The organism is Rodentibacter myodis (genome assembly GCF_001999305.1).
GTDB lineage: Bacteria > Pseudomonadota > Gammaproteobacteria > Enterobacterales > Pasteurellaceae > Rodentibacter > Rodentibacter myodis.
The window spans coordinates 1-23,090 of record NZ_MLHQ01000024.1 but is presented as its reverse complement, the minus strand read 5'-3'; the positions used below and the strand labels follow the sequence as shown (position 1 = coordinate 23,090).

The window sequence follows — 23,090 nt, the reverse complement described above, 5'->3', positions numbered from 1 at the left end:
ATTTTTCTGATCAATTTTTAAAAATATGACGTAAGTCACAAAAAAAGATTTCCTTTCTCATTACAATTCTACCCCTTTTTTACTAGAAGGGATTTCCCAATGAACAATGCAATACCGCTTTCAAAAAGAATGAAAGAAATGAATTCTCAGTATTCAACCGACATTAAAAATAAATACCTAAAATACCAACTCCATTCTCTCATTGGGGTATTTATCGGCTATATGTGTTACTACATTGTGCGTAACAATTTTGTGCTTTCCACGCCTTACCTTGCCGAAAAACTGGAACTTTCCAAAACCCAAATAGGCTTGCTCACTTCCTCTCTTTTAATTGCTTACGGTTGCAGTAAAGGGGCGATGAGTATCTTGGCGGATAAAGCCAATCCACGTTATTTTATGGCGGTGGGGCTAACACTCTGTATTATCGTGAATATGATGATGGGCTTCTCAACGGGCTTTTATTTGTTTGTTGCGCTTGTCATTTTATTAGGCGTATTCCAAGGAATGGGCGTTGGCCCTTCTATTATTACCGTGGGATATTGGTATCCCCGCAGCCAACGTGGGCGTGCCAGTACAACGTGGAATGTCTCTCATAACTTAGGCGGCGGAATCGTTGCGCCAATCGTTGGGGCAAGTTTGGCTTATTTCGGGACGGAAAAATGGGAATTATCCACCTACGTTGTGCCAAGCCTTATTGCATTAATCGGTGTCTTTCTTGTGCTATTTTTCGTTAAACGCCGTCCTGCGGAAGAAGGGCTTCCAACCGTTGAAGAAATGTACAATGAAGAAACCGTTAATACAAAATTGAAAGGGCATTTGGCCAAAAAACCGGAAAATATGACCGCACTTCAAATTTTCTATCAATTCGTGCTGAAAAATCCGAATTCTTGGTTTCTCGTTGGTGTCGATATTTTCACCTATATGGTTCGCTTTGGAATGCTCACTTGGATTCCGCTTTACCTCTTAAAAGAAAAAGGCCTCACCAAAACAGATATGGGGGCTGCCTTTATGATTTTTGAATGGGCGGCGATTCCTTCCACCCTCGTGGCAGGCTGGTTAATTGATAAATTCTTCCGCGGAAAAATAATGTTTTTACCAATGATTTGTATGACCATGGTCTTTTTCTGTGTCTTTGGCTATATGAATTCCGATTCGATTTTCGCCCTCATTTTCTTTTCTGCCATTGTCGGCTGTTTGGTGTACATTCCTCAATCAATGGTTGCCGTGCAGGCAATGGAAGTCATACCGAGTTTCGCGCTAGGCTCTGCGGTGGGGCTGCGTGGATTTATGAGTTATATTGTCGGCTCGACATTCGGCACAACCTTATTCGGCTTTATGGTGGATAAATTTGGTTGGAGCAGCGGTTTCTACACCATTATGTGTGGTGCGGTAATGTGCTTTGTTTTCTGCTATTTATCCCACCGTGGTTTGCAAAAAATTCTGAATATGAAATAAGCATTTTCAGAAGAACAGCATCAACCGAAAAAAATATGAATAAAAGAAAAGGCGAGGAAATTCATCCTCGCCCTTTTAGCCAAAACCTTTGATTAGCAACATACATTCCTAATAATAGGAATGTTCCCCACGCTGATGTTCGGTAATATCTTTCGCGCCTTTTAATTCATTCGGGAACAAGCCGACCAATTGTTTTTCAATACCGTCTTTTAATGTCACGTCCACCATAGAACAACCGTTACACCCACCACCGAATTGTAAGATAGCGTAACCGTCTTCGGTAATTTCAATCAGTGTAATACGTCCGCCGTGTCCGGCTAATTGTGGATTAATTTGGGTTTGAATCACATATTCAACACGTTCAATCAATGGGGCGTCATCTGCCACTTTACGCATTTTGGCATTGGGTGCTTTTAATGTAAGTTGTGTACCCAATTCTTCCGTTACATAATCAATTTCTGCTTCTTCTAAAAATGGCAAACTCACCTCATCTACAAAGGCAGAAAAACCATCATATTGCATTTCCGTATCATTTTCCTCCACCGCATTTGGCGGGCAGTAAGAAACGCCACATTCTGCGTGAGGTGTGCCGGGATTTACCACAAAAATACGAATATTCGTCCCTTCTTCTTGCGTGTCTAATAATTTACGAAAATGCGCCTGTGCCGCTTCCGAGATAGCAATATGTTCCATAATATTCCTTAATACTTGAGAAAATTTGTCGGAGATGATACGCCTACCGCCATATTTTTTCCACTTTTTTATCAACATCCCCTTTATCGTAAAACCCAATTACGCTCGTGCCAATCCCCAAACCTGAATTTCCTGTACACCTAATTTACGCAGTTGCTTGGCGATTTCATTAAGCGTAGAACCGGTGGTGATCACATCATCCACCAGCGCAATACGTTGATAAGGAAAAGGCTTGCTGCAATCCACTTCAAAAGCATTTTTCAAATTTCGGCGGCGTGCGGTGGCGGTTAAACCACGTTGTGTGTGGGTATGTTTTATCCGTTTGACAATATGGGATAAACAAGGAATTTCAAGCCATCGACTTAATACTTTCGCCACTAAATCCGCCTGATTATAACCACGTTGCCACTGACGAAGGTGATAGAGCGGAACAGGAATAATGGCTTGAGGAAAATGCAAACCGTGCGTTCGCCTTGCCTCATAAGCCGCCAACAACAATAATCGTGCTAACGTACGGTCAAGCCAGAATTGTTTTTGAAATTTAAAGCGATGAATTAAATAAGAAATCGGTTCGCAATAATGCCCCACAATCACCAAGCGATCCCACGCCGGTTCATTTTGTCGGCAATGACCGCAATGACGGGAAAAATGTTGCAAGGACGCACCGCAACCACCGCAATAGGTATAATGCGGAATTTTTCGTTGGCAGCCGGAACATAATCCGTTTGCCCCTTGCTTTAATGGGGATTGACACAGCACGCAAGCAAACCGAAAAAATGCCGCTACGGAAAAGGGTATTTTTTGATGCATTTTTAAGGTGGGAAGATGATTATTTATTCGTTGAAAAAACAGAGGAAAATTTAACCTCACTTTTATTTTCCCTGCCCGATTTTGGTTTTTTGTTTCCAACTTTCCAACGTTTCGCCCTGTTTCAGAATATGCGGTGTGACGAATATAACCAGTTCACGTTTTTGATGGCGTTCACTTTCTTTGCTAAATAATCGTTTCACCAGTGGAATATCGCCCAGCACCGGCACTTTATCCTCGGCTTTGGTAATGGTATCGTGAAAGACCCCACCCAACACTATCGTCTCACCGTCTTTGGCAAAAACCTGCGTGTTGATTTCCTGCTTGTCGATAGACACCACTTCATTATTCTGTTGCCCGTAAGATACTCGGTTTCCCGGCGAATTTTGACTAACCAGCAGATCTAACAAAATATTATTGTCTTTAGAAATATGCGGTGTTACCTCAAGCCCTAATACCGCTTCTCGAAATTCCACAGACTGCGTATCATTTTTGCCATTTGTTACCACATAAGGAATTTCCGTCCCTTGCTTAATGCTCGCACTTTTCTTATTTGTGGTGAGCAATCTCGGGCTGGCGATAATTTCTACGTTATTTTCACGCTCAAGTGCGGTCAATTCTAAGTCTAATAATCGTCCGTTAATTTTGGCGACTTGCAAAGCAAGAGATCCCGCAGGGGTGCTATTGGTTGCCAGATTCACATTCAAATTATCCGTTAAATTGGAAAATCCGTTTGCCGCTAAATTTCCACCAACACGATAGGCATTTTCCGTAGAGGCAAAAAGTCCCCAGCGTACCCCCAACTCTTTCAAACTTTCATCGGTGATCGTAACAATGCGCGCCTCTATGGCGATTTGTTCAATGGGTTTGTCCAACTCCGCAATGAGCTTCAACATATTTTTAACGGATTTCACCTCATCTTGAATAATCAACACATTGCTACGATCATCAAAGGCGAGACTTCCCTGTGCCGATAAAAGCGAACCGCTACCGGTGGTGAGCGATTTCATCACTTCCGAGGCTTTGGCAAAATGTAATTTCACCGTGTGGCTCACCAACTGTGGTTCATTGGCTTTCATTCCTTTCAAGGCTTCATTTGCAACACCTTGCGAGGCTTCCATATAACTGGAAGCAAAAGTTTCCGCCACACTTCGTTTGCCTAAATAGTAAATATCGTCCTCCACACGTAAGGATAGCCCTTTCATTTTTGCCACCGAACGCAATACCCGATCAAGATCCACATTGTCTAATTGCAGTGAAAGCGTGCCTTCAATTTCGTCATCAATAATTAAATTTGTTCCCTGCACGGCGGCAAGTTCTTGCAAACTTGAGACAAGCGGTGCCTGCTTTAAGCGAATAAAAAATACCTGATTTTCTTGAAACTCTGCCGCCATTAAGGCACTGCAACAAAAACTCAGAAAAAACAGACCGCACTTTTTAAACCACTTTTTCATCTTTTCCCCTAAAATTTCATCTCTACGTTTTCCGTTTGTTCACACTGCCCCGGTTTTGAATATGCCAAACTCAGCCCGTCTTTACGAATTTGCCGTAATAAATGCCCTTCAGCCCCCAAACGCTCCCCCAATTTGGCAATCACCAGTTTTTGTGCATTATTCAAAAAGAGGGCTTCCGGCTCTTTTTTATAAAGCACCACGCCCACTAATTTTAGTTGTTCAAATGTACTTTCGGCGGCAAGCAGGGATTCATTAAACATACATTTTGTAGGCTGTGATGTGGTTTGAGGACGGGCGTTCTCCGCCGCTTGTCGTTGAGAACGATCAAAAGGATCTGCCGCTGTCGTAGTGCAACAAACAAAAAGGCAACCAAGCCAAACACAAAATCTATGCACAATTATTCCTCGTTTTTAAGTTGCAAAATAAAATTACCCAACACCCGTCCATTTTCACTTTTTTCCATTGCTAATTGGGCAAAAGAAAGGGCATTTTGTTGTGTTAAAAGTGCGGTCAAAAATTGATGTAAATCTTGAAAACGCCCTTCCACCTGAATTTGTAAAATCGGGCGGGATGAAAAATCCCATTGATACGCCGATACTTCAATTTCCCGATTCAAAAAATCATTAATTTGTTGATCTAATGCGACAATTTGTTTGGTCAGTTTTGGGGATAATGCGTGCCGTTCGGAATGTTGCTTCATTGCCGCAAGTAATTTTTGTTGATGTGCCAATTCTGTGGCTTGGCGTGTTATTTCTACGTGGATATTTTGCAATTTTTGCCGTTCTTCCCAATAATCCAAAACAACGGAAAAATTGACCGCACTTAGGCAGAATAAAAAGAAAGCCCAATGATAACCTTTCGGCAAGGTCAGCCATTTTTCCACAAAGGGTATGCGATGTTTAATGAGTGATTTCATTTTTCATCCGTTTTTATGCCCACAAGCTCAAACTGAAAAAGCAGGCGTCCCTGTTCCGGCTTAAATTGACTGAGTTTGAGCGAAGAAAAATGCGTGCTTAAAAAGTCGTGCAACCGTTCAAATTCCGCCTGTTCCAAACAAAATCCTTTAAGTTGAATCGCTTCCGCATTAAAACCAAAGGATTCCAGTTCTCCTTGTTGAAAAGGTAATTGAGGCAACAATGATAAAAAGCCTTCAACCTGTTTTGGGGGAATCGCCTGTAATTCCGTGAAATGTTGCATTGTCTGCTTGAGTTGATTTACCCGCTGAAGGGTTTGCGTTAATTGCGTTTTTTGTTGTTCAAAATGATGTTGTTGTGTCTGTAACGCTTCCTTTTGTTGCTGTTGAAACCAAGAAATTGTCGCCCACAAACACAATGCCAAAACCAGTATCAGCGACAATTTGATCACAAACAGAAACAATAATTGCCGATATTTTTCCAACCGCCAAGGCAGTAAATTAATCCCGTTCATTATGACTCTTAAAACGTGCGGCTAACCCCACCGAAATAGGGTGCAAATCCATTTGCCAAAGTGCATTTCCTAGTGCAATAAAGGGAAGTGGCGTTTCTACTTTCTGCCAATTTTCAGGCAAATCAACGGAGACGACATTCTCCGTTTGATAAACATAAACACGCTCAATTTCAGGCTCGAAACGCAGGCAGAATTGTTCGTAAAGTGCGGTTAAATTTTCCGATGTTTGCAATAATTGCAATTGCTGTGCCAATTCCATTATGGCGAAACAATAGTTTTCATCTTGGTATAAATACAATGAATTGTCGCGATCTTCGCCCAAAATAAAACGAAAAGCACGCAAAATGGCATAATGTGAAACATCCAATATATTCAGCGATAAATCACCATAAGCCTTTTGCATTTCTCCTGCGACTTGACGGCGAACGGCGTGAATCTCTAATCGGAAACCCTGTTTTAAGGGCGTTGAGGTGTAATCAAACCAAAGTTCTTCAAGTGGAACGGGTAATTCTTTTTGCAATACAAAACGACATTGTTGTTCACATTCTTGGGCATTCAACACTTGAGGCAAAACCAAGGTTTTTGACCACGTTAAATGAGGATAAATGCTACCAATCAAATGCAGTTGAAAATGATGTTGCGGAAAATCTTGCACCAAGCGTGCCATCAGTGTGGTTTTAATATGAGGATTTTCTGTCGGCAAACAGAGAAATTGAACTTGTTGTGCGGAATTTAACCAAACAAATTGAAATTGATTTCCTTGTTGAGCGACTCCAATTTGGAGATTCTGCCGTTTTTTATAAAGCATTGGCATACGCTTTTTCCTATTATTTGAGCAGTGAATCTTTTATACTTAGCGGTCAAATCATAGTGTGATTTTATTTATTATCATCAATCAAGAGAGAATTTTACGATGCGGATCGCAAAATTAATATTAAGTAGCCTCCTAACCCTGTGTATTTTAGGGCTGGTGGCAGGGGGGATGCTTTATGTCCACCTTAAATCCGAATTACCTTCGGTAGAAAGTTTAAAAACCGTTGAATTACAACAACCAATGCAGATTTATACCGCAGACGGCAAATTAATTGGTGAAGTGGGCGAACAACGCCGTATTCCGGTGAAATTGGAAAACGTACCCAAACGCTTAATTGAAGCATTTTTAGCCACGGAAGACAGCCGTTTTTACGATCATCACGGTCTTGATCCCATCGGCATTGGGCGTGCTTTATTTGTTGCGGTCAGCAATGGTGGGGCTTCACAAGGGGCGAGTACCATCACACAACAATTAGCCCGCAATTTCTTTTTAACACCGGAAAAAACCTTGGTGCGTAAAGCACGTGAAGCCGTGCTGGCGATTGAAATTGAAAATGCTTTAAGCAAACAGGAAATTCTTGAGCTTTATCTGAATAAAATTTTCTTAGGTTACCGATCTTACGGTGTAGCAGCGGCGGCACAAACCTATTTTGGCAAATCCCTTGATGAATTAACCTTATCTGAAATGGCAATTATTGCCGGTTTACCGAAAGCACCTTCCACAATGAATCCGCTGTATTCACCCAAACGTGCGGAAGAACGCCGTAATATCGTCTTGGCACGTATGTTGGATGAAAAATACATCACCAAACAAGAATATGACGTGGCAGTGAAAGAACCCATTGTAGCAAGCTATCACGGCGCGAAATTTGATTTCCGTGCCGATTATGTGACGGAAATGGTACGCCAAGAAATGGTGAAACGTTTTGGGGAAGAAGATGCTTATACCCGAGGTTATAAAGTCTTCACTACCGTGCTTTCTAAAGATCAAGCCGAGGCACAAAAAGCCGTACGCAATAATTTAATCGACTATGATATGCGTCACGGTTGGCGTGGCGGCGCACCTTTATGGCAAAAAAATGAAGCGGCTTGGGATAATGAACGCATTATTGCTTTCTTGAAAAAACTGCCAAATTCCGAACCTTTCATTCCTGCTGCCGTACTAAACAGCGGTAAAAATGGCGCGGAATTGTTGTTAGCTTCCGGTGAAAAAATGACCTTATCTTCTGCAGCAATGCGTTGGACGGGGCGTTCAAATCCGGTGAAAATCGGTGATCAAATTTGGCTTCGCCAACGCAATAACGGCGAATGGATACTGGGTCAAATTCCGGCTGCCAACTCTGCCTTGGTTTCCCTCAATTCCGATAATGGTGCGATTGAAGCATTGGTTGGCGGTTTCAGTTATGAACAAAGTAAATTTAACCGTGCCACCCAATCTTTAGTGCAGGTAGGCTCTTCAATGAAACCCTTTATTTATGCCGCTGCACTGGAAAAAGGCTTAACCCTTTCAAGTGTGTTGCAAGACAGCCCGATTTCCATTGCCAAACCGGGACAGCCTGTTTGGAATCCGAAAAACTCGCCGGATCGTTACGATGGGCCAATGCGTTTGCGTGTAGGCTTAGGACAATCTAAAAATATGATCGCCATTCGAGCCTTACAAACCGCTGGCATTAGTTTTACCGCCGATTTCTTACAGCGTTTCGGCTTTAAACGTGAACAGTATTTTGCCAGTGAAGCCTTGGCATTAGGGGCGGCTTCATTCACGCCACTTGAAATGGCACGGGCTTATGCAGTGTTTGATAACGGCGGTTTTTTGATCGATCCTTATATCATTGAAAAAATTCAAGACAATACAGGAAAAGATTTATTTGTGGCAAACCCGAAAATCGCCTGTATCACCTGTAACGAGATTCCCGTGATTTACGGTGAAACCAAAGACAAAATTGACGGTTTCCAAAATATTGCCAATCCTGATGATTTAAAAACAGCAAAAGGCAACGCCAATACCGACACGGAAGAAGATGTGCAGCCTGAAAACGTGCCGGATCTCCCGGAACTACAAGCACAAAGCGGAGCATTAAACGAAGATGCCCTCAACCTAATGGCAAATGCCAAAGACGGTACATCAAAAGTGGAATATGCCCCTCGTGTGATTAGTGGCGAACTCGCCTTTTTAATTCGCAGTGCCTTAAATACCGCTATTTATGGTGAACCGGGTTTAAGTTGGAAAGGCACAAGTTGGCGAATGTCGAAAGAGATCAAACAACGTAGCGATATTGGTGGCAAAACCGGTACAACCAATAGCTCAAAAGTGGCGTGGTATGCGGGCTTTGGCGCAAACATCGTCACCACAACTTATGTAGGCTTTGATGATAATAAACGCGTGCTGGGTCGTGGTGAGTCGGGGGGTAAAACGGCAATGCCGGTATGGATTGCCTATATGAAAGTGGCACTTGACGATATTCCGGAACGTAAATTGGATTTACCGCCTAATATTATGGAAAAAACCATCGACAGCAATTCCGGTTTACTTTCAGAATCCGGTGGACGTAAGGAATACTTTATTGTCGGCACAGAACCGAAACGCACTTATGTCGCAGAAATGCTTGAACGTGGATACTATGTTCCACCCGAACTGCAACAACGTTTAAACGGCGGTACGGGTAAAATTCAAGATGCTATACCGGCAACCCAACCGGAAGATTTGTTCTAATTCAAAGTGTACAATGGGTAATTCTTAATAAAAAAGTAGGGATGCCACACTTGGCGTACCCAATATGTTACCCCATTTAAATAATTTGAATTTTTAATAAGGACAACACCGGTATCGCACACCGTTCATGTTATTTTGGGTTTGTGCGTTTACTGCATAATATCGTTCAAATCCCAAAGTGCGGTTAATTTTGACCGCACTTTTTCACGCAAAGAGGCAACTATGCTGAGTTATCGTCATTCCTTTCACGCCGGCAATCACGCCGATGTGCTAAAACACATTGTTTTAATGCTGATTTTGGAAAATCTCAAATTGAAAGAAAAAGGCTTTTATTATCTCGACACCCACGCCGGTGTAGGGCGTTATCGTTTATCCTCGAACGAAGCGGAAAAAACCGGCGAATATAAAGAGGGTATCGGTCGTTTGTGGGAACAAACGGATTTACCGGCACAAGTGAAACCTTATGTGGATTTAATCAAAACGCTGAACCAAGGCGGAAAAGCCCTCCGTTATTATGCCGGCTCACCAATGATTGCGGCACAATTATTACGCCCGCAAGATCGTGCATTGCTGACCGAACTACACCCGAGTGATTTTCCGCTGTTACGCAATAATTTTAAAGCATTTAAAAATGTTGCCGTAAAATGCGATAACGGCTTTCAACAGCTAAAAGCCACATTACCGCCGAAAGAACGCCGTGGCTTGGTGCTGATTGATCCGCCTTATGAACTCAAAGAAGATTACGATTTAGTGGTGAAAGCCATTGAGGAAGGCTATAAACGCTTTGCCACCGGCACTTATGCCATTTGGTATCCCGTGGTACTACGCCAACAAACCAAACGGATTTTTAAAGGCTTGGAAGCCACAGGTATTCGCAAAATCCTCAAAATTGAATTAGCCGTTCGCCCCGATAGCGATCAACGTGGAATGACGGCAAGCGGGATGGTTGTGATTAACCCGCCTTGGACGTTGGAAGCAGAAATGAAATCCATTCTGCCTTATTTGGTGAAAACCCTAGTGCCGGAAGGAACAGGAAGTTGGACGGTGGAATGGATTACACCGGAATAAAATTCCGTGAAATTTGACCGCACTTTACCCACAAAAAATCCCGATTTTCATCGGGATTTTTCGTTATTCAGATTGTGCTGCGGCTTTTAGCTTTTCAATGGCTTCTTTGTTAAAGAAATAATGGGTGCCGCAACATTCACATTGCATATCAATACTGCCTTTGTGTTCTTGCAAAATTTCATCAATTTCCGCATCAGGGATTAACATCAATGCAGCACCCGAGCGTTCTGCCGAGCAACCGCAAAAGAACTGAATGGGTTGCGGTTCATACACTTCCACCGTTTCTTCGTGATATAAACGATAAAGCATTTCGTCTGCCGGCAAACCAAATAATTCGTCATTTTTTGCCGTTGCCGCTAATGTCGCAAGATGTTCAAAATCCTCAGGTGAGCCTTCGCCATCAGGCATAATTTGTAACAACATACCTGCCGCCACAGGTTTGCCCTCATATTCACCAGTGCGGATAATAAGTTGGGTTTGAAGTTGTTCGGAGCGGGCAAAGTAATCCTCTAAACATTCGGTGATTGTTGGTTTATCCAATCCAATGACACCTTGATAACGTTCGCCCTCTTTTGGTGCAATGGTGATGACCAATACACCTTTACCAATCATTTCGTGCAGGCTCATTGCATTAGCAATCTCACCTTCCACACGGGCAAGCGCACGAATTTGTTGTTGATCGTTGCCGTTCACTAAAGCCAAACGAAGTGGCCCATCCCCTTGAATTTGTACGGTAATATTGCCTTCAAATTTTAATGTGGCAGTGAGCAAAGAGGTTGCCACCATCATTTCCCCCAATAAATCTTGCACCGGTTGTGGGTAATGATGGGTATTTAAGGTATCAATAAACGTCCGGTTCAAACGTACCCATTCCCCACGCACGGCACGATTTTGGAAAAGGTAACGGTAAAGTTTGTCATTGTCTTGGATTGAGTTCATTTGTTATTCCTAATTAAAAGTGAACCACAATATGATATAGCTACGCACGAAAAGAAAATAAGGTGAATTGTAGGGACGCCACGCTGGCGTCCTTAATATTAATCCATTGAAATTGTTTGATTTTTAATAAGGACGCAAGCATTGCGTCCCTACTATAAAAAACCTTCATTGTGCAACGGCTACATCATATCGGTGAACTAAAAAAGTGCGGTTAAAATTGACCGCACTTTTTGCTTGTGCAGTATTATGGGGGCGGTTAAACCAATTACAACCCCAAAGAAAAAGCGAGCCATTTTTGACTCGCTTTGGAGAGATAAAAAGTTAATTACCAGTAAGCACGTAAACCCACTACGGCTGCGTAATCACGTTGTTTTACGTCCGCAACATTGTTAAGATTTTTAACGCGTACGACTTTACCCTCTACGAATGGTTTCACTTTAAATGAACCGTTTTTATAAACATAGTATTCCGTACCAATCATCACTTCGCTATTTTTTTGCGTTGCAGTAGATACTGTCGCATTTTTTAACTTGTTATGGCGATAAGCATACATTGCATAAGCATTCCAATCTTCACTTAACTCTTGGAATACGACTGCGCGTGCTTCATATTGTTCACGTTTTAAATTATTGTTAGCAAAACGGGTTGTAGCGGTATGCTCTGTATTTTTATGTTCTAAATCCAAACCTAGTGTGGTGTGATCAAAACGGTAAGCGTTACCCAATGAGTAAGCCGTTACTTGACGACCATTATTAAAAGTTTCACGAGAGAAACCGGCAGCCATTGTCCAATCTTGTAAATCATCAATGTTATATTTGTAAACGGCACCAGCCCCCCAAACGTGGCTACGATCAGCCTGCCCCAGTGATTCAAAACTTAAACCTTCTGTGTTACGCGGGCTGGTTGCACCATAAAATGCACCGAATTTTAAGTTAGGAATAAAACCGCCACGGTTTGTATATTGAATAACACGACGTGCGTTATTGTTCAACAAACCGTCACTTAAACTGTAAGTATTTGGTAAGTCGGTTTGTTTGATTTCATCGGTAAAGGTTGTCATATTACCGTAAACCAATTCACCATAGGTTTTGTGACCAAAACCGGCATAAAGCTGACGGGTATAGATATGACCAAAGTTATTGTGACGGTTACTTGCTAAGTTTGGTTCATCGCTGTTACCGCGCGCATCGGTGCCACGGAAACGCCATTCCACACGACCGACCGCATAAAAATCATTGCCTAAATTTTGTTTAATTTTGAAACCAAAACGTGAACTGTTGTTATCAATATCCCCGTGTGAAATATTTTTTGTGGTGTCTGCATCTTCGGTTTTACGATTAATATTTTCCCATTTTAAACGGGCAGAACCGCTGAAATTAATTTCAGTGCCGGTTTCTTCAATATTGTAGGTGTAAGCCTGTGCAGAACCTGCTGCGAATGCAGCCACGGTTAAAGCAAGAAGTGTTTTTTTCATAATGCTTTCCTTAAGTTGGAGTGAAATAAAAATTGAACTTTTTGAAGTTTATCTATTCACACCCAATCAATCAAGCCATTTTTCGCTATTGCATAGAACGAAATGGCATTAATTATGCTCAAGAATGAACGGATAAAATTGTTCAAAGACTTGTTCGGCAGAAATTTTATCCATTGAATTTGCCACTAAATAATGCTGATTCTTACCATAACAACCGATGAGATTGGGATCCGTTGCGCCATAAAGTGTGATATTGGGTTTGTCCAATGCCGCTGTTAAATGGGCTAATCCCGTATCAACGGAAACAACGGCTTTCGCCCCCCCTATTTGGCGGGCAAGTTCCGTTAAAGATAAACGGGGCAACACCACCACATTTTCTTTTCCCTCTGCCAAGCGTTCGGCACGGGCTTTTTCTTTTTCATTTCCCCAAGGTAAGCGGATTTCAATAGAAAGTGCGGTCAATTTTTCGATCAATTTTTGCCATTCCAACACCGCCCAATGCTTATCTTCACGCGTGGTGGAATGAATAAAAACCACATAAGGTTTGGCTGATTTTTCAAGGGAAAACCTTGTCGCAATGCCGTAATCTCCCTGCATTTGGGGCAATGGATATCCCAAACTTTGGGCAAAAAGCCGGCGAATACGTTCAACGGCGTGCAACCGGTAAGCAATGGCATATTTTTTATCATAAAAAAATGAAGCAATCGGCTCACGGATACTGTGGCGATCATAACCGTGTTTTATGCCCTTTGCTAAACGGGTCGCAAAAAAGGCACTTTTAAATAATCCCTGCGCATCAATCACCGCATCATATTGTGCTTGTTGAAGTAAAGTGCGGTAGTTTTTCCATTCGTTTTTGGTTTGGGAAGAAAAAGGCGATTTTCGCCAACGGCGTAATGCAATGGGAATCACACGATGTACGGCAGAATGCCATTGCGGAATTTCAGCAAAACTTTCTTCCACCACCCAATCCACCCGTAAATCAGGTATTGCTTGCTGTGCGTCTGTCAATGCCGGCAAGGTGTGAATGACATCGCCCATTGAAGAAGTTTTCACTATACAAATTTTCATTCCAACAATACTCTTTCCAATCCGTGTAAGTGTAACGGGTTCATTTAATGCACCAAGAGTGATTTGAGCTTTTCCATCACCCTTTCAGGTGTAATATCAATCAAACTTTGATGATACCCTTCCGCACTGTCTTTGCTTTTACGCACTTTGATTAAATCCCCCTCAATAAGGCGAATAATCACGGCTTTATCGGACAATGGCGGCGTGTAAGTCGGGCTGGTAGGGCCGTAAAGTGCCACTAATGGGCGATTTGTTGCTGCCGCAATATGCATTAAACCGCTGTCATTGGTCACAATCGCTGTGCAGTTTGCAATAAAATCCACCGCTTGATTGAGGCTGGTTTGCCCCGCTAAATTCAAACAAAATTGTTGCTGTGCTTGAGGCAATGCCTGACGAATTTGCTCGCCGGCTTCCATATCTTTCGCCGAGCCGAATAATTCCACCGCATAGCCTTGTGCGATGAGCATTTCTGCCAGTTTGGCATAATGATAATGCGGCCAACGTTTTGCCGGCCCAAATTCTGCACCGGGACAAAAGCCAATAATGGGGCGATCTGCCAAAAGTGCGGTCTGTTTTTCAAAGGTTTTTAAGGTTTCTGCTTGTTGTTTGGGATCAACCGTTAAATAAGGCGTTAAGATTGGAATATTCTTTGCAGTCGGCACGGCATTTTGTTCAAACGCCAACGCCACATAACGTTGCACCATCATTGGATAATCTTTTTTATTACTTCGCAAATCGTTCAACAAAATATACCGACTTTCCCCTTTCCAACCACGGCGGCGGGCAATTTTAGCAAAGAAAGGAATAAAGGCTGATTTCAGCGAATTCGGCAAAACAATCGCCATATCATATTGGTTTCGCAATGCTTTCCCCAAGCGGTAACGCGTGCCAAGTTCAAACGCACCGTGTCCAAGCGGCATTTCAATGGCGTGGCGAACTTCCGGCATTCGTGCCAATAATGGCTTACACCAATTGGGTGCCATCACATCAATTTGACAATCGGGATATTGAATTTTTAATTGTTGATACAGGCTGTGCGACATCATCATATCGCCAACCCAAGAAGGGCCAATAATTAGGATATTCATATTTTGCCTTATGGAAAAGTGCGGTTAAAAAACACGTTGAATTTTAACCGCACTTGATGAGAAAAACCGACTTTGGACTATTTTTTATTTAACCACGACATATATTTCGCCACGCCTTCCGCCACGGTTTTAAATGGCTTGTCATAACCCGCAGCACGCAATTTGGTTAAGTCCGCCTGCGTGTATTCTTGATAACGGGATTTTAAGTGTTCCGGGAATGGGATGGTTTCAATGTTACCTTTACCGTGGAATTTCACCACGGCTTCCGCCACCGCAAGGAAACTTTCCGCGTTGCCCGTTCCTAAGTTGTAGATCCCCGAAATGCCGTTTTGCCAACACCAAATATTCACCGCTGCCACATCGCCTACATAAACAAAATCACGGCGGAAGTTCTCACTGCCGGCAAATAATTTTGGATTTTCACCTTTTAAAATTTGGTTATTCAAGTGAAATGCCACACTCGCCATTGAACCTTTATGACCTTCACGCGGGCCATACACATTAAAATAACGGAAACCACAAACCGGTGATTTGGCTTCAGGCAAGATATGGCGAACATATTGATCGAACAAAAATTTAGAATAACCATACACATTCAATGGGCCTTCAAATTCACGTTCTTCACGGAAGACTTTGGTATCCCCGTAAGTCGCCGCACTGGAAGCATAAAAGAACGGAATTTCACGATCGAGGCAGTAATGCAACAATTCTTTGGAATATTCATAGTTGTTATGCATTACGTATTTGCCGTCCCATTCTGTGGTGGCAGAACACGCCCCTTCGTGGAAAACGGCATCAATTTCACCCAATTCATCACCGGCAATAATAGAGGCGATAAAATCTTCTTTGTCGCAATAATCGGCAATGTCTAAATCCACCAAATTGATAAATTTCGTGCCGTCTTTTAAATTATCCACCACTAAAATATCGGTGCGTCCCAAATCATTTAACGCTTTGATGATATTGCTCCCAATAAGACCTGCGCCACCTGTTACGATAATCATAATGTTGTCTCCATTTCAAAAATGCCCTGTATTGTAATAGATTTTCCAAATAAGGTAAAAAATTCTCTTTAGCCTAAAAACCGGGTGAAAAACAACCGCACTTTTAATCCCCAATAACTCGTCCAACCGGTTGTGGCTAAATCCATTTTGCCCTTGTTAAGAATAATAATGGTGGGGGTAACGCTCACCTGCCACTGGTGTGCAATCTGTCCTTGCGGATCGTTCACCGTTGTAAACTCATAGCCATTTTCTTTGAGATAATCGGCAACTTGGCTTTCACTGCCCGAACGCAATGCGATGGAAATCACCGAATACCCTTCCTTTGCCAAGCTATTAATAGCCGGCGAAGTGTGGCGACAATAACCGCACCAGCTTCCCCAAAAATAAATAATTGTAGGCTGTTTTTGATCAAGCCCGGAAAGTGAAAAGGTTTTTCCTTGAATATCCTGCAAAACGGCCGTATTCATTTCCGCCGGTACGGTTGGGCGGCGCACAAAATCAAGTACAGAACCAATAACGATAAAGGCTATCCCCAGAGAAAGGGCGTTTTTTATCCATTTTTTTAATTTCATAACGTAATTATCTTAAATTTTGGCTAACTTAAATTTGGGCGAATTGTAATTGATTGGAAAAGTGCGGTCAAAAAGCCGCAGATTTTGATATGATAGCGGGCGAATTCCATTAAAAACATAAGGAGAAAAAATGGATAGTCAAACCCTTGCGCAATATATTGATCACACTGCGCTCACTGCCGAAAAAACAGAGCAAGATATTCTTCAACTTTGCGATGAAGCCATTCAGTATGGTTTCTATTCCGTTTGTATTAACTCGGGCTACATCCCCCTTGCAAAAGAAAAATTAGCCGGAACAAAAGTGAAAATTTGTACCGTTGTCGGTTTCCCACTCGGGGCAAATCTCACTGCCGTGAAAGCCTTTGAAACCCAAGAAGCCATCAAAGCCGGTGCAACGGAAATTGATATGGTGATAAACGTGGGTTGGATTAAATCCAATAAATGGGAGGCGGTAAAACAAGATATTCAGGCTGTTTTTGAGGCTTGTGGCGGCGTGCCTTTAAAAGTGATTTTAGAAACCTGCCTACTCACGAAAGCAGAAATTGTGAAAGCCTGTGAAATTTGTAAAGAAATCGGTGTGGCTTTTGTGAAAACCTCAACCGGCTTTAACAAAGGTGGCGCAACCGTTGAAGATGTGGCATTAATGAAACAAACCGTAGGCGATATGGGGGTTAAAGCCTCCGGAGGCGTTCGTGATACACAAACCGCCTTGGCTATGATTAAAGCCGGCGCGACCCGAATCGGCGCAAGTGCGGGGATTGCGATCATCGGTCATTCAAATGAAACCCAAAGCGGTTACTAACGAAACAATGGCAGAGAATCACTCTGCCATTTTATTATTCCTCTTTTTTCACTTCGTCCCACAACATATCCATTTCAATCAGGGAAAGATCCGCCAGCTCACGTCCTTTTTCCCTCGCTTTTTGTTCCACCTTGCGAAAACGTTGTTCAAACTTGAAATTTGCCTGACGTAAACTTTCTTCCGCATTGCATTTTAAATGACGGGATAAATTCACCACGGCGAAAAGCAAATCCCCTATTTCTTCCTCAATGCGAGCGTGATTTTGTTGCGCTTGATTAAACTCTTCTTTCACTTCCTGAAGTTCTTCTTCAACCTTTGCGAATACCGGTTCAATTTCACGCCAGTCAAACCCAATTTTTGAACATTGTTTTTGCAATTTTTGTGCTTTCAATAAAGCAGGAAAGGCATTTGGAACGTTATCCAAAATCGAGGTATTGTGCGTTGAGGATTTTTCTTGTGCTTTGATTTCATTCCAACGGGCAAGGGCTTCTTCCTCATTCCCTGCGTTAGCCTCACCAAAAACGTGAGGATGACGGCGAACGATTTTTTCCGCTACCTCATTTAGCACATCATCAAAGGTAAAATAATTATCTTCCGAAGCCAACTGACTAAAAAACACAACCTGAAGTAAAAGATCGCCCAATTCTTCCCGTAAATTCGCGATATCTTTCTTTTGAATCGCCTCAATCACCTCGTAGGTTTCTTCCGTCAGGCAGGGAATCATTGATTCATAGTTTTGTTTAAGATCCCAAGGGCAACCGCCATTTGGGTTACGCAGTTGGGCAATTAATTGAATAAAATCGTGGATTGAATATGACATAACAAGACTCTAAAAAATGTTGGTTAAAATAAGATTGACTAAATTTGAAAGGGATATTTTCCTTTGACGGTAAACCAAAGTGCGGTCAAATTTTTAAGAAAAAATGCCACCCAAAGGTGGCAACAAATTAAATAACGCTTGAAAATTGCTGACATTTCGCCGTGGCACGCGAGTAAGTATCAAAACACAAGCAAATATTACGAATAAGCAAACGCCCTTTCGGGGAAACCTGTAAACCTTGTTCGGTGAAGGCAATTAATCCGTCTTCAATTAACGGTTTTAATAGAACCAGATCTTCCGCAAAATGTTCGGTGAAATGAATGCCATATTGTTTTTCGATTGGTGCAAAATCTAATTTAAAATTACAAATAAGCTGTTTAATCACATCACGGCGTAAACAATCTTCTTCCGAAAGTACCAGCCCTTTATGCAAGGCATTACCTTTTTCTTCAACCAATCCATAGTAAGTTTTGAGATCTTTCTCATTTTGTGCGTAAGTATCCCCTAATAAACTAATTGATGATACACCCAAGCCAAGCAAATCACATTCTTCCTGTGTGGTATAACCTTGGAAATTACGGTGCAGTACGCCGTTTTGTTGGGCAATGGCAAGTTCATCGTGCGGTTTGGCAAAATGATCCATTCCAATAAACTTGTAGCCGGCATCGCCCAAGGTTTCAATTGTTTTTTGCAAAATCGTGAGTTTTGTTTGCGGAGGTGGCAACTGGTCTTCTTTAATTTTTGCCTGTCCCGGTACCCGACTCGGTAAATGGGCGTAATTAAAAATACTCAATCGATCAGGATTTAATGCGATCACTTTTTCCAACGTAAACATAAAGCTATCAACGTTTTGTAAAGGCAAACCATAAATTAAATCAAGGTTGGTGGATTGAAATCCGAGCGTTCTTGCCCGTTCTAATAACGCAGAAATAAAGTCTTCATCCTGTTCCCGATTCACGGCTTTTTGCACATCTTTATTGAAATCCTGCACGCCCATACTCATTCGATTAAACCCAAGAGAACGCAGGTGATCAAGCATTGATAATTCAATTCGGCGCGGATCAATTTCAATCGAAATTTCTGCCTCATCCACAATATTAAAATGGGCTTTTAACATTGCCATTAAACGTGAAGATTGGGCTTCGCTCAAATATGTTGGCGTGCCGCCCCCCCAGTGAATTTGGGTAACTTTTCTGTTTTTAAATAACTGCGCGCGAGAAAGGATTTCTTTTTCAAGATAATCAAGGTAAGCATCCGCTTTATATTGATGGCGGGTAATCACTTTGTTACAAGCACAGAAGTAACAAAGTTGATGACAAAATGGAATATGTACATAAAGCGAAAGCGGGCGGTTTGGATAACGTTCTGCCGCGCTAATAAAATCCTGTTCGGTATAATTTTCGTGAAACTCTAATGCTGTCGGGTAAGATGTATAACGCGGGCCGGATTGGTTGTATTTTTGTATAAGTTCGTTATCCCAAATAATGTCTGACATTAAAGCACTCCAAGTTGTTTTCTGTCATCTAATAATTGCTGTAATTCTCTGATGATACCTGCCTCAAGTTTGGCTTCGGCACTTTCCCGTTCAAGATCAAGACGGTGTCGTACTTTTTTCTCTAACTGTTGACGGGCTTCGTGTGTCGGCATATCCCGCACAATACCATATAATTCAGCCATTGCCGGATAAGGGGTCAAATTCTTCCCAAAGGGCATTAATAGCATTGTCAGGCGAATCACACCTTCAGAATGATTACATTCCTTGCTTTGCATTGCTTTCGCAATTATTTCAATACTTTCTTTTAAACGGGTTGCTCGCGCCGTTTTAGCCTGAGAAATAAGCTGTTGTTGCTTTTTTAGCTGTTTCAATAAACCTATCGCATAGCATAACAAGCCAACAATGACGGCAAGAGCAAGCAAAGCGAAAATCGTTGTCCAAATCATTTTTTATTTAAACCGATTGATATCCATTTGTTCAAAAGTGCGGTATAAATCCTCATCACTTTCTTCATCTTCAATGCCGAGTTCTTCCATTAATTCAGCAATGCGATCCAAACATTCATCCACAAATTGCTGATCCGCTTTACTAATGGTTTTTCCTTCATCCAAAGCATCTAATAATTCGTTCAAAATCTCATTATTTTCAAGATTTTCTAACTCTTGCATTGGATCGCGTTTTTTCACCGGCTTCACGGCAGGAATAAGCTGCCCTTTTTCCGGTTTATTCACAAATTCCACAATAAGAGGAATTTTCTTTTTGCTGCCAATTTTCGGATCTTTAATTTGTTGTTGCGGTTTATTATTACTTTCTTCCGCAACACTATGGCGTGAACCCGCAGCCAAGCCTTTATGCTTACGCTTTTTCTTTTCTTCGCGAGCCTTTGCATCCAATTCATAACGGGTTAATTTCTTGCCGCCACGCTTTGGCATTTCAGGTTTCTTATCTGCTTTGCGGATAGGCATAATGTCGCTAATTTTACGCGTTTTTTTCTTACGGGCCATTTGTTTTATCCTTTCATAAAATTTGGTGGATTGTATCACTTGGGAAAGTTTTTCTCATTAATAAATGATAACTTATCCCTATTCTTTCAATATCTCATTCTCTATTTTTCCCTCTAACGCACGTTAAATATAAAACGACAGATAAAAAAGAGGAGAATAATCCTTATTGATTATTCCCCTAACAATATTGAGCAACTCAAAAGTAGCAATGCTTTGAACTAAAAACTAACGAATCTTTTCATTGACTTCACGAAATAAATCACAGCCAGGCTGATTTTTTAAATCACAGAGTTTACCATAATATTCCTTTGCTTTCTCCAAGTCTTGACGTATCCCTAGCCCCTTATAATAGCGCTCTCCTAAGCGGTATAATGAATCAAGTCTGGTATTATCATACTTCAATATTTTCTTATCAATAACTTCTGCTTTATCATATTCTCCTGACTTAAAATATTTATATGCAAGATTCCCTGAACAACCCCAAATGTAATGACCTCTCCTATTCAAAATATCCGAACCACAGCCTATCTTTTCTAAAACCTTTACATAGTAAGGTTGCTCTTTTGATAATAAGAAATCATTACTTCCAACTAAAGTATATTTAAAGTAATCATCTGTGCCAATTCTATCAACAATTTCACGATAATATGTTTCAAGCTCTTCGTAACTTAGAGGACGTAAAAGAAAACTTTTATTGAGTATATAATTCATTGCATAGGGATTATTTTCTCTCGCAAGCTCTTGCATCTCATCTGAAATCTTTCTACCTCCCATCTCGATCATTGCTAGCTGAAACTCTGCGCTTTCTTTAAACTTCCTGCTATCCTCTGTCAACAAAACCCACTTATAAATCTCTTTTTTCAATGCTTCCATATCTTGGATATCTAAATATAATTTAGGCACAACCTCACTAGGGCCTCCTCCAAAGAAATCGTACGGTGGTAATAAAGTAGCTAAATCCATTAAATGGTAGATGTAATTTATTTGTTTGGTTTCCAAATACTTACTTTTATAAAATTCCGCTGTTTTATAAATAAAATCTCTAGCATAACCTTGATATCTCTCAAAGCTATCTCTAGCTCTGCTGGAATAAAGATAATATTCAATAATTCTTAAAGGGCTTTCATATTTATTATCAACCCAATCCTCAACCTTAGTCGGATTATTCAAAAATTCTTTATTTAACGCACGTAAAGCTTCGTAGTGAAGTTTCTCGGTCGTCTTTTCATAGCAGCCATTCAAATAGCTTAAGCGATAGTATCCAGCGACCATATCCAATAAATTCCGGCGAGCGAGGGCATTACCAGATTTTGCTGCCTTAATTTCTAAAGCAATTCTAGAACTATAATCCGGAAAATCACACGATAATAATTCTTTATCCCAGCGATAAAGATTTTTAGTGTAATTGTTATATTGGTCATACCAAACAAAAATAACAACACTTACCATTAAAATAACAAATGCAAAAACAAATTTTTTACCTGGTTTTAGCCTTTTTAGAATATTCATAATCTCTCCTATCATTGCATATAAAAAAACAGCCTTAATAAATTAAGGCTGTAATATTTAATTACTTCAATAAATCAATGACTTTAATTTCAAAATCAACATCTTTACCAAAACGATAATACAGCTGTTCAGAAATAAAAGCTTTTGCTTTATAAACCGCAATAGTTTCCGTCGATGCTTCTACAAAATGAGTACCTATGAAAGCTTTTTGTTCCGGGTAGGTATATTCAATTTCGTATATCATTTCTTAACCTCTACTAGATTAATGTTCAACAAGTCTATTTGTTCTTTCTACAAGAAAGAACAAAAACAGTGTACACTGTTTGCGAATAGGTTATATTTTAAACATTAGATAAAATATAACCATAATCTGCATTAAAGGTGAGGGTTATAAATGAGGTATGGATATATTGAGTCAATAATAGGTTATACGACACAATATATCAGAGGAATTTATTTTTTAATTTTATATAAAAAGTGCGGTCTTTTTTTTATAAAATTTTTATTATTTTAGATAAAGATAGGCGTGTTTAATAATTCAGTAAAAAACACAAAATTAAAAAATCAAAATTTTGAGTAATAAAAGATAAAATGAAATAAAGCAGAAGAAGATATCCTAAACTATTTTTATAAAAAAATTGAATTGTTTTAAAGTAAAGTTTTTATCAAAACTAAAATATTTACCTTTTTAACCTTAAAATCTATTCATACAAATTTTGATATAAAATTAATGATAAATAAAAATGAGGTTAGAAGTGAATTGATCTAGAATTTTTTCACAAGGGATTTTTTAGTTTTACAGCAAAGAAAATTAGTTTGCGGTTTGCCATCTTTGATTCAATTCGCTATGTAAATAAATTTACCATTCATACTTTTTACTC

Annotated in this window: 23 protein-coding genes; 4 read left to right on the top strand and 19 right to left on the bottom strand. The window is 40.8% G+C overall.

The genetic code is table 11. The features are described 5' to 3' along the window. Nucleotides 1-99: 99 nt before the first annotated feature. Nucleotides 100-1,455 (top strand): MFS transporter, encoded by a 1,356-nt coding sequence (locus BKL49_RS09175; protein ID WP_077424741.1) that lies wholly within the window; start codon nucleotides 100-102, stop codon nucleotides 1,453-1,455. Between the two features lie 108 nt (nucleotides 1,456-1,563). On the opposite strand, the gene nfuA is transcribed toward BKL49_RS09175, so the two are convergent. From nfuA to BKL49_RS09140, 7 genes are all read right to left on the bottom strand, one after another. Continuing rightward, nucleotides 1,564-2,148, bottom strand: a complete 585-nt coding sequence (gene nfuA / locus BKL49_RS09170; protein ID WP_077424739.1) for a Fe-S biogenesis protein NfuA — start codon at nucleotides 2,146-2,148, stop codon at nucleotides 1,564-1,566. 99 nt (nucleotides 2,149-2,247) lie between these two features. Further along, a complete protein-coding gene (locus tag BKL49_RS09165; RefSeq protein ID WP_167367138.1) occupies nucleotides 2,248-2,958 on the bottom strand; it encodes a ComF family protein in 711 nt (236 codons plus the stop codon). A gap of 62 nt (nucleotides 2,959-3,020) precedes the next feature. Continuing rightward, the gene (locus BKL49_RS09160; protein WP_077424737.1) at nucleotides 3,021-4,409 is read right to left on the bottom strand and encodes a type IV pilus secretin PilQ; all 1,389 of its coding nucleotides are present in this window, start codon (nucleotides 4,407-4,409) and stop codon (nucleotides 3,021-3,023) included. Between the two features lie 8 nt (nucleotides 4,410-4,417). Beyond that, nucleotides 4,418-4,804, bottom strand: coding sequence for a hypothetical protein (locus BKL49_RS09155; protein WP_077424735.1), 387 nt, complete (start codon nucleotides 4,802-4,804; stop codon nucleotides 4,418-4,420). A gap of 2 nt (nucleotides 4,805-4,806) precedes the next feature. Further along, complete coding sequence (locus BKL49_RS09150) at nucleotides 4,807-5,325, bottom strand: hypothetical protein (RefSeq protein WP_077424733.1); 519 nt, start codon at nucleotides 5,323-5,325, stop codon at nucleotides 4,807-4,809. Further along, nucleotides 5,322-5,837: a PilN domain-containing protein gene (locus BKL49_RS09145; protein ID WP_077424731.1), complete on the bottom strand. Its 516-nt coding sequence runs from the start codon at nucleotides 5,835-5,837 to the stop codon at nucleotides 5,322-5,324. The genes BKL49_RS09150 and BKL49_RS09145 overlap by 4 nt, the downstream gene beginning before the upstream one ends. Further along, the gene (locus tag BKL49_RS09140) at nucleotides 5,824-6,651 is read right to left on the bottom strand and encodes a type IV pilus biogenesis protein PilM (protein WP_077424729.1); all 828 of its coding nucleotides are present in this window, start codon (nucleotides 6,649-6,651) and stop codon (nucleotides 5,824-5,826) included. Before BKL49_RS09140 ends, BKL49_RS09145 begins: the two co-directional genes overlap by 14 nt. Before the next feature lie 99 nt (nucleotides 6,652-6,750). Between BKL49_RS09140 and BKL49_RS09135 the strand changes: the two genes are divergently transcribed. Both BKL49_RS09135 and BKL49_RS09130 read left to right on the top strand, forming a co-directional pair. Further along, nucleotides 6,751-9,363 (top strand): penicillin-binding protein 1A, encoded by a 2,613-nt coding sequence (locus tag BKL49_RS09135; protein WP_077424727.1) that lies wholly within the window; start codon nucleotides 6,751-6,753, stop codon nucleotides 9,361-9,363. 222 nt (nucleotides 9,364-9,585) lie between these two features. Beyond that, nucleotides 9,586-10,431 carry a 23S rRNA (adenine(2030)-N(6))-methyltransferase RlmJ gene (locus BKL49_RS09130; RefSeq protein ID WP_077424725.1) on the top strand — a complete coding sequence of 282 codons (846 nt, stop codon included), beginning with the start codon at nucleotides 9,586-9,588 and terminating at the stop codon, nucleotides 10,429-10,431. Between the two features lie 63 nt (nucleotides 10,432-10,494). Here BKL49_RS09130 and hslO read toward each other — a convergent pair whose 3' ends face one another. The 6 genes from hslO to BKL49_RS09100 all read right to left on the bottom strand — a co-directional run bounded on the left by hslO (nucleotide 10,495) and on the right by BKL49_RS09100 (nucleotide 16,579). Continuing rightward, complete coding sequence (hslO, locus tag BKL49_RS09125; RefSeq protein WP_077424723.1) at nucleotides 10,495-11,370, bottom strand: Hsp33 family molecular chaperone HslO; 876 nt, start codon at nucleotides 11,368-11,370, stop codon at nucleotides 10,495-10,497. Between the two features lie 325 nt (nucleotides 11,371-11,695). Next, nucleotides 11,696-12,844: a porin gene (locus BKL49_RS09120; RefSeq protein WP_077424721.1), complete on the bottom strand. Its 1,149-nt coding sequence runs from the start codon at nucleotides 12,842-12,844 to the stop codon at nucleotides 11,696-11,698. 108 nt (nucleotides 12,845-12,952) lie between these two features. Beyond that, nucleotides 12,953-13,915, bottom strand: a complete 963-nt coding sequence (rfaC, locus tag BKL49_RS09115) for a lipopolysaccharide heptosyltransferase RfaC (RefSeq protein WP_077424719.1) — start codon at nucleotides 13,913-13,915, stop codon at nucleotides 12,953-12,955. A gap of 44 nt (nucleotides 13,916-13,959) precedes the next feature. Beyond that, on the bottom strand, nucleotides 13,960-15,003 hold the full coding sequence (waaF, locus tag BKL49_RS09110; RefSeq protein WP_077424717.1) for a lipopolysaccharide heptosyltransferase II: 1,044 nt from the start codon (nucleotides 15,001-15,003) through the stop codon (nucleotides 13,960-13,962). Between the two features lie 77 nt (nucleotides 15,004-15,080). Further along, nucleotides 15,081-16,007, bottom strand: a complete 927-nt coding sequence (gene rfaD / locus BKL49_RS09105; protein WP_077424715.1) for an ADP-glyceromanno-heptose 6-epimerase — start codon at nucleotides 16,005-16,007, stop codon at nucleotides 15,081-15,083. A 68-nt stretch (nucleotides 16,008-16,075) separates the two neighbouring features. Continuing rightward, nucleotides 16,076-16,579 carry a protein disulfide oxidoreductase gene (locus BKL49_RS09100; protein WP_077424713.1) on the bottom strand — a complete coding sequence of 168 codons (504 nt, stop codon included), beginning with the start codon at nucleotides 16,577-16,579 and terminating at the stop codon, nucleotides 16,076-16,078. Between the two features lie 130 nt (nucleotides 16,580-16,709). Here BKL49_RS09100 and deoC point away from each other — a divergent pair, with 130 nt between their 5' ends. Further along, the gene (gene deoC, locus BKL49_RS09095) at nucleotides 16,710-17,381 is read left to right on the top strand and encodes a deoxyribose-phosphate aldolase (RefSeq protein ID WP_077424711.1); all 672 of its coding nucleotides are present in this window, start codon (nucleotides 16,710-16,712) and stop codon (nucleotides 17,379-17,381) included. A 34-nt stretch (nucleotides 17,382-17,415) separates the two neighbouring features. Here the strand turns inward: deoC and mazG are convergent, their stop codons facing one another. The 6 genes from mazG to BKL49_RS09065 form a co-directional block, all read right to left on the bottom strand. Beyond that, complete coding sequence (gene mazG / locus BKL49_RS09090; protein ID WP_077424709.1) at nucleotides 17,416-18,201, bottom strand: nucleoside triphosphate pyrophosphohydrolase; 786 nt, start codon at nucleotides 18,199-18,201, stop codon at nucleotides 17,416-17,418. A gap of 127 nt (nucleotides 18,202-18,328) precedes the next feature. After that, the gene (gene hemN / locus BKL49_RS09085; RefSeq protein ID WP_077424707.1) at nucleotides 18,329-19,696 is read right to left on the bottom strand and encodes an oxygen-independent coproporphyrinogen III oxidase; all 1,368 of its coding nucleotides are present in this window, start codon (nucleotides 19,694-19,696) and stop codon (nucleotides 18,329-18,331) included. After that, on the bottom strand, nucleotides 19,696-20,142 hold the full coding sequence (locus BKL49_RS09080) for a DUF2489 domain-containing protein (protein ID WP_077424704.1): 447 nt from the start codon (nucleotides 20,140-20,142) through the stop codon (nucleotides 19,696-19,698). The genes hemN and BKL49_RS09080 overlap by 1 nt, the downstream gene beginning before the upstream one ends. Nucleotides 20,143-20,145: 3 nt before the next feature. Then, entirely contained in the window at nucleotides 20,146-20,700 is a 555-nt protein-coding gene (yihI, locus tag BKL49_RS09075) for a Der GTPase-activating protein YihI (protein ID WP_077424702.1), read from the bottom strand. Between the two features lie 225 nt (nucleotides 20,701-20,925). After that, the gene (locus BKL49_RS09070) at nucleotides 20,926-22,209 is read right to left on the bottom strand and encodes an SEL1-like repeat protein (RefSeq protein ID WP_077424700.1); all 1,284 of its coding nucleotides are present in this window, start codon (nucleotides 22,207-22,209) and stop codon (nucleotides 20,926-20,928) included. Nucleotides 22,210-22,270: 61 nt separating this feature from the next. Beyond that, nucleotides 22,271-22,453, bottom strand: a complete 183-nt coding sequence (locus BKL49_RS09065) for a hypothetical protein (protein ID WP_077424698.1) — start codon at nucleotides 22,451-22,453, stop codon at nucleotides 22,271-22,273. Nucleotides 22,454-23,090 lie beyond the last annotated feature (637 nt).

Excerpts from the sequence above, each read along its gene's own strand:
- BKL49_RS09165 (WP_167367138.1), bottom strand. The coding sequence starts at position 2,958 with ATGCATCAAAAAATACCCTTTTCCGTAGCGGCATTTTTTCGGTTTGCT.
- hemN (WP_077424707.1), bottom strand. The coding sequence starts at position 19,696 with ATGTCAGACATTATTTGGGATAACGAACTTATACAAAAATACAACCAA.
- yihI (WP_077424702.1), bottom strand. The coding sequence starts at position 20,700 with ATGGCCCGTAAGAAAAAAACGCGTAAAATTAGCGACATTATGCCTATC.
- BKL49_RS09065 (WP_077424698.1), bottom strand. The coding sequence starts at position 22,453 with ATGATATACGAAATTGAATATACCTACCCGGAACAAAAAGCTTTCATA.
- rfaD (WP_077424715.1), bottom strand. The coding sequence starts at position 16,007 with ATGATTATCGTAACAGGTGGCGCAGGTCTTATTGGGAGCAATATCATC.
- nfuA (WP_077424739.1), bottom strand. The coding sequence starts at position 2,148 with ATGGAACATATTGCTATCTCGGAAGCGGCACAGGCGCATTTTCGTAAA.
- BKL49_RS09175 (WP_077424741.1), top strand. The coding sequence starts at position 100 with ATGAACAATGCAATACCGCTTTCAAAAAGAATGAAAGAAATGAATTCT.
- BKL49_RS09160 (WP_077424737.1), bottom strand. The coding sequence starts at position 4,409 with ATGAAAAAGTGGTTTAAAAAGTGCGGTCTGTTTTTTCTGAGTTTTTGT.
- rfaC (WP_077424719.1), bottom strand. The coding sequence starts at position 13,915 with ATGAAAATTTGTATAGTGAAAACTTCTTCAATGGGCGATGTCATTCAC.
- BKL49_RS09070 (WP_077424700.1), bottom strand. The coding sequence starts at position 22,209 with ATGAATATTCTAAAAAGGCTAAAACCAGGTAAAAAATTTGTTTTTGCA.
- deoC (WP_077424711.1), top strand. The coding sequence starts at position 16,710 with ATGGATAGTCAAACCCTTGCGCAATATATTGATCACACTGCGCTCACT.
- BKL49_RS09145 (WP_077424731.1), bottom strand. The coding sequence starts at position 5,837 with ATGAACGGGATTAATTTACTGCCTTGGCGGTTGGAAAAATATCGGCAA.
- BKL49_RS09080 (WP_077424704.1), bottom strand. The coding sequence starts at position 20,142 with ATGATTTGGACAACGATTTTCGCTTTGCTTGCTCTTGCCGTCATTGTT.
- BKL49_RS09100 (WP_077424713.1), bottom strand. The coding sequence starts at position 16,579 with ATGAAATTAAAAAAATGGATAAAAAACGCCCTTTCTCTGGGGATAGCC.
- BKL49_RS09135 (WP_077424727.1), top strand. The coding sequence starts at position 6,751 with ATGCGGATCGCAAAATTAATATTAAGTAGCCTCCTAACCCTGTGTATT.
- BKL49_RS09150 (WP_077424733.1), bottom strand. The coding sequence starts at position 5,325 with ATGAAATCACTCATTAAACATCGCATACCCTTTGTGGAAAAATGGCTG.
- waaF (WP_077424717.1), bottom strand. The coding sequence starts at position 15,003 with ATGAATATCCTAATTATTGGCCCTTCTTGGGTTGGCGATATGATGATG.
- hslO (WP_077424723.1), bottom strand. The coding sequence starts at position 11,370 with ATGAACTCAATCCAAGACAATGACAAACTTTACCGTTACCTTTTCCAA.
- mazG (WP_077424709.1), bottom strand. The coding sequence starts at position 18,201 with ATGTCATATTCAATCCACGATTTTATTCAATTAATTGCCCAACTGCGT.
- BKL49_RS09140 (WP_077424729.1), bottom strand. The coding sequence starts at position 6,651 with ATGCCAATGCTTTATAAAAAACGGCAGAATCTCCAAATTGGAGTCGCT.
- BKL49_RS09120 (WP_077424721.1), bottom strand. The coding sequence starts at position 12,844 with ATGAAAAAAACACTTCTTGCTTTAACCGTGGCTGCATTCGCAGCAGGT.
- BKL49_RS09130 (WP_077424725.1), top strand. The coding sequence starts at position 9,586 with ATGCTGAGTTATCGTCATTCCTTTCACGCCGGCAATCACGCCGATGTG.